Here is a 6387-nt window from a genome sequence, read left to right as displayed (position 1 = left end):
GATATCAATCATCAGACTCTTGTTTTGTAAAAGTTTTTGTTTCAAGTTGTAGTAATTGCATAACATCGTCATCATCACTTTCTTGCATAACTTTTGTTTTAGTTTCTAGTTCTAACAAACAAATATTGTCATCATCTGCCTCTCCAATTACTCGTGTTTTTGTTAATAAAAGTAAATCTGAATTTTGAATATCCATGAAAGGAATCTTTCCATTTTCGGTATTAACAATATTCATAGATAAGGAATCATCATACTCAAAAATTGGATTGTATTCGCCTGTCCTGTCAGTAGTATAATCTAATATTAGTGGTCTCATATTTTTATTTTAGAGTTTGAAATTAGTTTCTTTTTATAGGATTACTTCCATTAATCCAATCTTTAAATTCAATATATTCATTAGAATCTTCATTGATCCATAATTTCATAACATTCGATGTATCTGTTTCTCTATCCAAATAAGGATATAGTTTCAGATATTCAACTCTATTAAATGAATTAAGGCTCAAATTATCTGTTGAAACAGGTATAATTGCACATCTGTCGGTATTGCCATCAACAAATCCTAGCTCCCAAGGCATCCACTTTGACATTGCTGCATTCGTTGAAACGGCTAATAGCAAACTCTTTGAATTTTTCATCCTGTTTTTAATTAATTCAGCAGTAGCCTTTGTAACATTAGTTCTATCTAAATCTGCATCAACGATCCAGTCTACATAAACAGAAAATCCCATTTCAGTAAGTTCTCTATATAAACCTAAAACTTCCTCCCTATCCAAATAACAGTGAGACAAAAAAATATCAAACTTAAGTTTAGATTTATCAACAGCAGAAAATTGTCTTTTTTGTTCTGTAATTAATGATGCTGAATATTTATTTCTTAAATAACTACTTGTAAATAATGCCATAATTAAATTCTATTTTTTTCTGCTAGCCTTCTATAATGCTCTCCCAATGCTGTTAATTTACATTTTTTACTTTCCATTGCTGCATTCCACATATGAGGTGCATCGATAGGAACTAACAAATTCAATCTATTGTACTTTTGTAATATTGAAAATGTTCTTGTATTTTCTTCCAAAGGTTCAGGCATTCCTTCGTCTCTACCTTTTGCTTCAGGTTCAAAAGTAGGATCTAACTGAAATTCAAATCCAGGCGTTGGAAAAAAATCACTAATTTTCCTAAGATCATCTAATGGAATCGAAGGAGCGACCTTTCTTAGAGATACAAAATTTCTAACATTTGTTTTAAAAATAGGTCTTTGTTCCCACGCTCCAAGAGATTGATCAATATGAGCATAGACACTTCCTGGAGTTATATCGCCTATTATATTAGAACCACTCCCACTCAAAGCATCCACAAAAAGACTAGTAAATACTCCGCTACCATCTTTTTCACTTGCATATTGGTCGCTCGTTGAGGCAGTCAAAATTGTAATTCCTTCTGCAAGTAATGCACTATCGGCAATTGTTGGAGGATTGCCAGCTATTCCTGAATGGCAACTATCAAGTATAATTATTTTATTTGTTGCGGGCGACTTATTCGCTAAAACTAATACATCATTTAGTGACAATCCATCATCTCCTCTTTTAGCATCGGATGCTAACAAATATCCACCTGTAGCTTCAATATGACCATGTCCTGCAAAATAGAACAAGGCTATTTCTGCCTTTGTTGAAAATAAATTTTCAACATCATCCTTAAGCTTTCCTCTTTCGATACTTTCTCTGGATGAGGAAGCCGTAATTAATTTACAATCAAAATTAACTGAGCCATCTGAATTTCTTTCAATAATGTTTTTAACATTATACGCATCATTAACACAACCATATAAATCACTACCATGCGGATAATGATTTACCCCAACTATTAGTGCTTTTCTCATGATTACTTATTTTTACCTTCTGTCATCATTTGATCTATAGCTGAGGCTATTATGTTCCAATCCCAAGAAATAACCCTTCCTCTAGGAAGACCTGTTGGTAAATTAGATGTTGAATCTGCACCATCTACATAAATACCAAATATAGGAACATTGTGTTCTCTTGCAAATGCAATTTCTTTTACTACTCCTACTGCTGATGACATACTCTTACCCACAAGAATAATCAGCATATTACATTTGTTTATTTTGGCGTGAATTAATTCTTCCCATTCCTTTTCGGGTAAATGTGCCTTAGAACTCCAGTCCTCAATATTGAAAGGAGTTTTCGAATTTTTAGCTTGACCAGCAAAAAGTATTTTATTAATATTATTATGGTCAAAGTCGAAACTTATAAATGCTCTTGGATCTGCCATTGTTTTTATTTAATTTAAAGATTATTGATAAATTTTTCTATTTTTTTCCACTCCCATATAATTATTTCTTCATTTTCTAATTCAATTGGAACTGATCCTTTATCATTTTTTTTATGTGCATTCCAATAATTTTTTTACCTTCTTCAATTGCACATTTCATTTCCCATCTTGCACCACTAGCTTTATGCGTATTCTTACTTAAAAGTGCAATAACACCATCACAACTTTTAATTCTAGTCCTGCATTTATCTTTCCAAACGGCTTGTTCCCATTCCTTTTTTACCGACATATCTATAAAATCAAAAGGAGATTTTTCATTTTTAGATTGCTCTTTTAAATGATCTCTATAAGTTTTATCTTCTATTGCAAAACTTATAAATATTCTTTTTTTCTTATTTTTTGTTGAGCTATTATTTTTTGTAATCAGATAAGTGATGACTCCACCTAAAATTAATAATGGCAACATAAATTTTATTTTTAGTTTTTTCACTTTCTTTCCCTTATACTACTCTGAATAATAGTTACTGTACAAAAAAACACTAGATGTTCTACACCATAGTAAAGTATACTTTTATCAAACCTACAAAATAATTTTAATCAGATATTACTGTTTTACGTAATTTAAAAATAATTCCATAAAAAAAGACACCTCATCAGCATCTTTCACTATTTCTTCCCTCTATTCATCCAGCTCCCATTATAGCCCCTATCCCTCAATCGCTCATAAAACTTTCTTCTCAGATAAAGCCCCACAAACCACAACACAACAAACCCTATTATTTCATACCATTCCATCCCTCAAAGATAAAATGGCAATTCCAGTAATAAGTTACCCTAAATTCTAATACTCCCAAATTAACAAGTTTTAATCCGGCATTGACAAGTGTTTTTACAAATAACAAAAAAAGAGGACTATAAATCCCCTTGGAAATCTACAAATTTATTTTACAATAACTCTACAGTATGATAGACATGCAATTAGTTTCATTAACCACCAATTTCATTGTTCATACTGTGTACTCAACGAAACCTTGCTGTTAATTACATACTAATTTAATAAGGAGTTTGATTTATCTTTTAAATATAATATTTTTAAATTTTGACTTGGATTATCAGGGTTATTTATTATTTTTTCTAAATACATTTTGATATCCGTTAATTCTTTTTCAAAAAAGTGTTTGTGTTTACTTGATAGATTAAAACTAATTCTCAAATCTGCATCATTATTTATTTTTCCATTTCTTTTGAAGTAATTGAAACTATCATCACATCTAAAATGAAAATAATTTGTTAAAATAAATCTTGAATGTAGTCCTTCAAAATTTCTTGGATATAATGCTTTTACATGCTTAACTATATTAAAAATAATATTATTATAATTATTGTCAGTTAAAAAATTTTCGATTTTTGAATATGATACTTTTATACATTCATAATCTTCAAATTCGGTAATTAAAGTTATTTTTAAAGGTTTTTTTGTTGTGTTTTTTTGAGATAATTTACTTAAGAAAGGAAACAAATTATTTTCTAATTTTTGATCAGTTTTATTTTTGAGTAAATATCTATCAAATATTATCGCGTTATTTATTGGAAAGCAATAATCACTTATTTTTTCCCAACTATTTAGTTTTTGCTCTTCTGGAATTATATTACTATTTGTAATTTTCAAATGTATCCCCTCATTACACTTTCTGAATTTTTCCCATTTAGTTGAGATATTATCTATTGATAAAAAAATATATCCTCGTTCACTCATCATCCTGTCACAAATGTCACTACCATTGTCAATTAAAAAAATATTTTGTTCTCCTAAATTTTCATAGAATTCATCCATTTGAATTTCTTCATTTAATTTAGAATTAAAAAAAATATTATCATATTTATCCATCAACAATTCCCAAAAGGGATTTAATTTTGAAGCTTCTAAATATTCATTAATATCTTTAAAATCACATACAAGATTATAACCAAAAAAATCTGTTTTAAGAAAAGAACTAAAATCTTTAGTATTTGAATCATTATTATCACAAATATATAAATCATCTAAAAACTGCTTTTGAGCGATAAGTGTCATCATATCTTACTAATTTTGTGTTTTAATCTTAAGCAATTGAAACTTTAAATTCGTTGCTTCATCATAAAATCCTTCTCCAAAATCATTGCTCATTGTGCCGTTTTCATTTATGTTAATTTTTACTATTTTCTCATTCTTATTATCATTTTCAAAATTATTAAAATAATATATAACAGATTCATTTGGTTTTAAAGTGTATTCAGCAGTGAGAATTTGAACTTTTCTAATTATATATTCGCTATGAGTTTCAACAATAAACCTAACTTCAAATGTCCTTATTGCATCTAATAAAAAATCTGCTATTAATGATTGTAATTTAGGATGTAAATTTGTTTCGGGTTCTTCTAAAAGTATTAATTTTTTTACAATACTTAGATCTTTATTATTTTTTATCGGCTCTTCCAAAGATATTTTCAACAATATTGGGATAAATTGTGTAATACCATAACCTAAATCAGCTAATGCAATTTTCTCATTGTTCTTTTTTAAATATATTGTTGTTGCGACACCTTCTATATTATCAAAAATAATTTCATCAGCTATTTCAAATTTTTTCAACCATTTATTGGTGAATTCTAATGATTTTCCAGAAATTTCTCTTGATCTATACTCTAAAATTAATTCATTAAATGAAGTTCCTTGAGAATCATTTGTATACAATCTTCTCGTATTTGCTCTAACTGCTTCAAGATACTCAATGTTCTCAATTAAAGAGGCAAAATCTTTCAAGAATCGCCTTAAGGGATGTCCTAACAAATAATGATGTAAATCCTTATTTATTTTAATATTTATATTCTCATCTAGAAATTTTTCATATAATTTACTAAAAACTAAAACAGGCTCGTCAAAATATTCAATTTTTGTTTTTTCTTGGAAAGCAAAATGAGTTGGAAATTTATAAGATTTAGTTTTTGCAGATTTTGTTATGTTATAGTCATTTCTAATTACTTGTTCTAGAAAAAGTTCTTTTAAAACTTTACTTTTTGAAATTTTTTCATAGTTAAAATTTAAGGTGTGATATTCAGAATTAACATCTCCAATAATAAGTTTTAAAAAAGATTCTTCATCATTTTCTAAGAATAATTCTACAATAGATAATTTACCACTTCTGTCATTTTTTTTATAAGTTAATTCTAAAAAAACATCTGTATCTGCTTTAGATTTAAATTCTTTTAGAATGTTATAAACACTTCTTTTTGTGGTTACTGGTTGTTTGATATATGTAAATGGGAATCCTTCGCTACTAATACTAGCTTGAAATCCAAAAGTCATGTTTTCAGTTTTTTTATTTTTTTTATTTATTGCGTTTTCAAAAGTGCCTAAATTATGTTTAGCACCAGAAAAATCTAAGACTTGTAAATCACTATTATAATTACTTTTTAATAATAGCAGACCTTTCAATAAGGAGCTTTTTCCACTTGAATTCGGGCCAGTCAAAAAAGTTAAAGGACTTAATTCAAATTTAGTCCTTTGTTCAAAAACTCTAAAATTATCAAAAGAAATGTATTTTAAATGTGACATGCTTTTTTATTAGATTTATATTATTAATGAGGGTTTTATAATTTTGTAGCAACTATCTAAACGGAAACAACCTATGCCTATAAATTCATTTTTGGATAGATTGAGAAAAATTAGTTTCAATAATCACTAAACAGTACCAAACATACAAAACCATTTCAACTATTCTTTACGGTTTTCCACATAGGAATAAAAAAAGATGCCTAAGCATCTTTCAAATTCTTATTTTTTATTTACTCATCAACTCTGTATTTTTTTATATCAAATTCAAAATCAAACAATTCTTTAGGATGCACTTGTAAAGCTGTAGCAAATTTCATTAACGTTTTTAATGTTAAATTTCGTTTGCCACTTTCATACTTACTTACCTCAGCAGAATCAATACCTGTCAAAAATTCAATATCCTGTTGAGTTTGGTCATTCTTTGATCTTATTTCAGAAATTCTTTTTCCTATATGTTTTTGTATATCTGCATTTAATTCCATTTCATTATGTTTTCA

The 6387-nt window shown here is 27.8% G+C and carries 8 protein-coding genes; all 8 read right to left on the bottom strand.

Translation table 11 applies throughout. The features are described 5' to 3' along the window. Positions 1–4: 4 nt before the first annotated feature. The 8 genes from VFS71_RS18910 to VFS71_RS18875 all read right to left on the bottom strand — a co-directional run bounded on the left by VFS71_RS18910 (position 5) and on the right by VFS71_RS18875 (position 6372). Positions 5–316 carry a hypothetical protein gene (locus VFS71_RS18910; RefSeq protein ID WP_326403207.1) on the bottom strand — a complete coding sequence of 104 codons (312 nt, stop codon included), beginning with the start codon at positions 314–316 and terminating at the stop codon, positions 5–7. A gap of 22 nt (positions 317–338) precedes the next feature. Beyond that, positions 339–905, bottom strand: a complete 567-nt coding sequence (locus tag VFS71_RS18905; protein ID WP_326403205.1) for a toll/interleukin-1 receptor domain-containing protein — start codon at positions 903–905, stop codon at positions 339–341. Positions 906–907: 2 nt separating this feature from the next. After that, the gene (locus VFS71_RS18900; RefSeq protein WP_326403203.1) at positions 908–1882 is read right to left on the bottom strand and encodes a caspase family protein; all 975 of its coding nucleotides are present in this window, start codon (positions 1880–1882) and stop codon (positions 908–910) included. Between the two features lie 2 nt (positions 1883–1884). Further along, positions 1885–2295 carry a TIR domain-containing protein gene (locus VFS71_RS18895; RefSeq protein ID WP_326403202.1) on the bottom strand — a complete coding sequence of 137 codons (411 nt, stop codon included), beginning with the start codon at positions 2293–2295 and terminating at the stop codon, positions 1885–1887. 76 nt (positions 2296–2371) lie between these two features. Next, complete coding sequence (locus tag VFS71_RS18890) at positions 2372–2761, bottom strand: TIR domain-containing protein (RefSeq protein WP_326403201.1); 390 nt, start codon at positions 2759–2761, stop codon at positions 2372–2374. Positions 2762–3343: 582 nt separating this feature from the next. Next, positions 3344–4372: a hypothetical protein gene (locus tag VFS71_RS18885; protein ID WP_326403200.1), complete on the bottom strand. Its 1029-nt coding sequence runs from the start codon at positions 4370–4372 to the stop codon at positions 3344–3346. 6 nt (positions 4373–4378) lie between these two features. Further along, complete coding sequence (locus VFS71_RS18880; protein WP_326403198.1) at positions 4379–5890, bottom strand: DUF3696 domain-containing protein; 1512 nt, start codon at positions 5888–5890, stop codon at positions 4379–4381. A 230-nt stretch (positions 5891–6120) separates the two neighbouring features. After that, positions 6121–6372, bottom strand: a complete 252-nt coding sequence (locus VFS71_RS18875) for a helix-turn-helix transcriptional regulator (protein ID WP_326403196.1) — start codon at positions 6370–6372, stop codon at positions 6121–6123. Positions 6373–6387: the final 15 nt, after the last annotated feature.

The sequence above is a fragment of the Flavobacterium sp. genome, assembly GCF_035760125.1.
GTDB lineage: Bacteria > Bacteroidota > Bacteroidia > Flavobacteriales > Flavobacteriaceae > Flavobacterium.
Note: the sequence above shows the minus strand (reverse complement) of the source record. Positions and strands in the feature narration are given on the sequence as shown.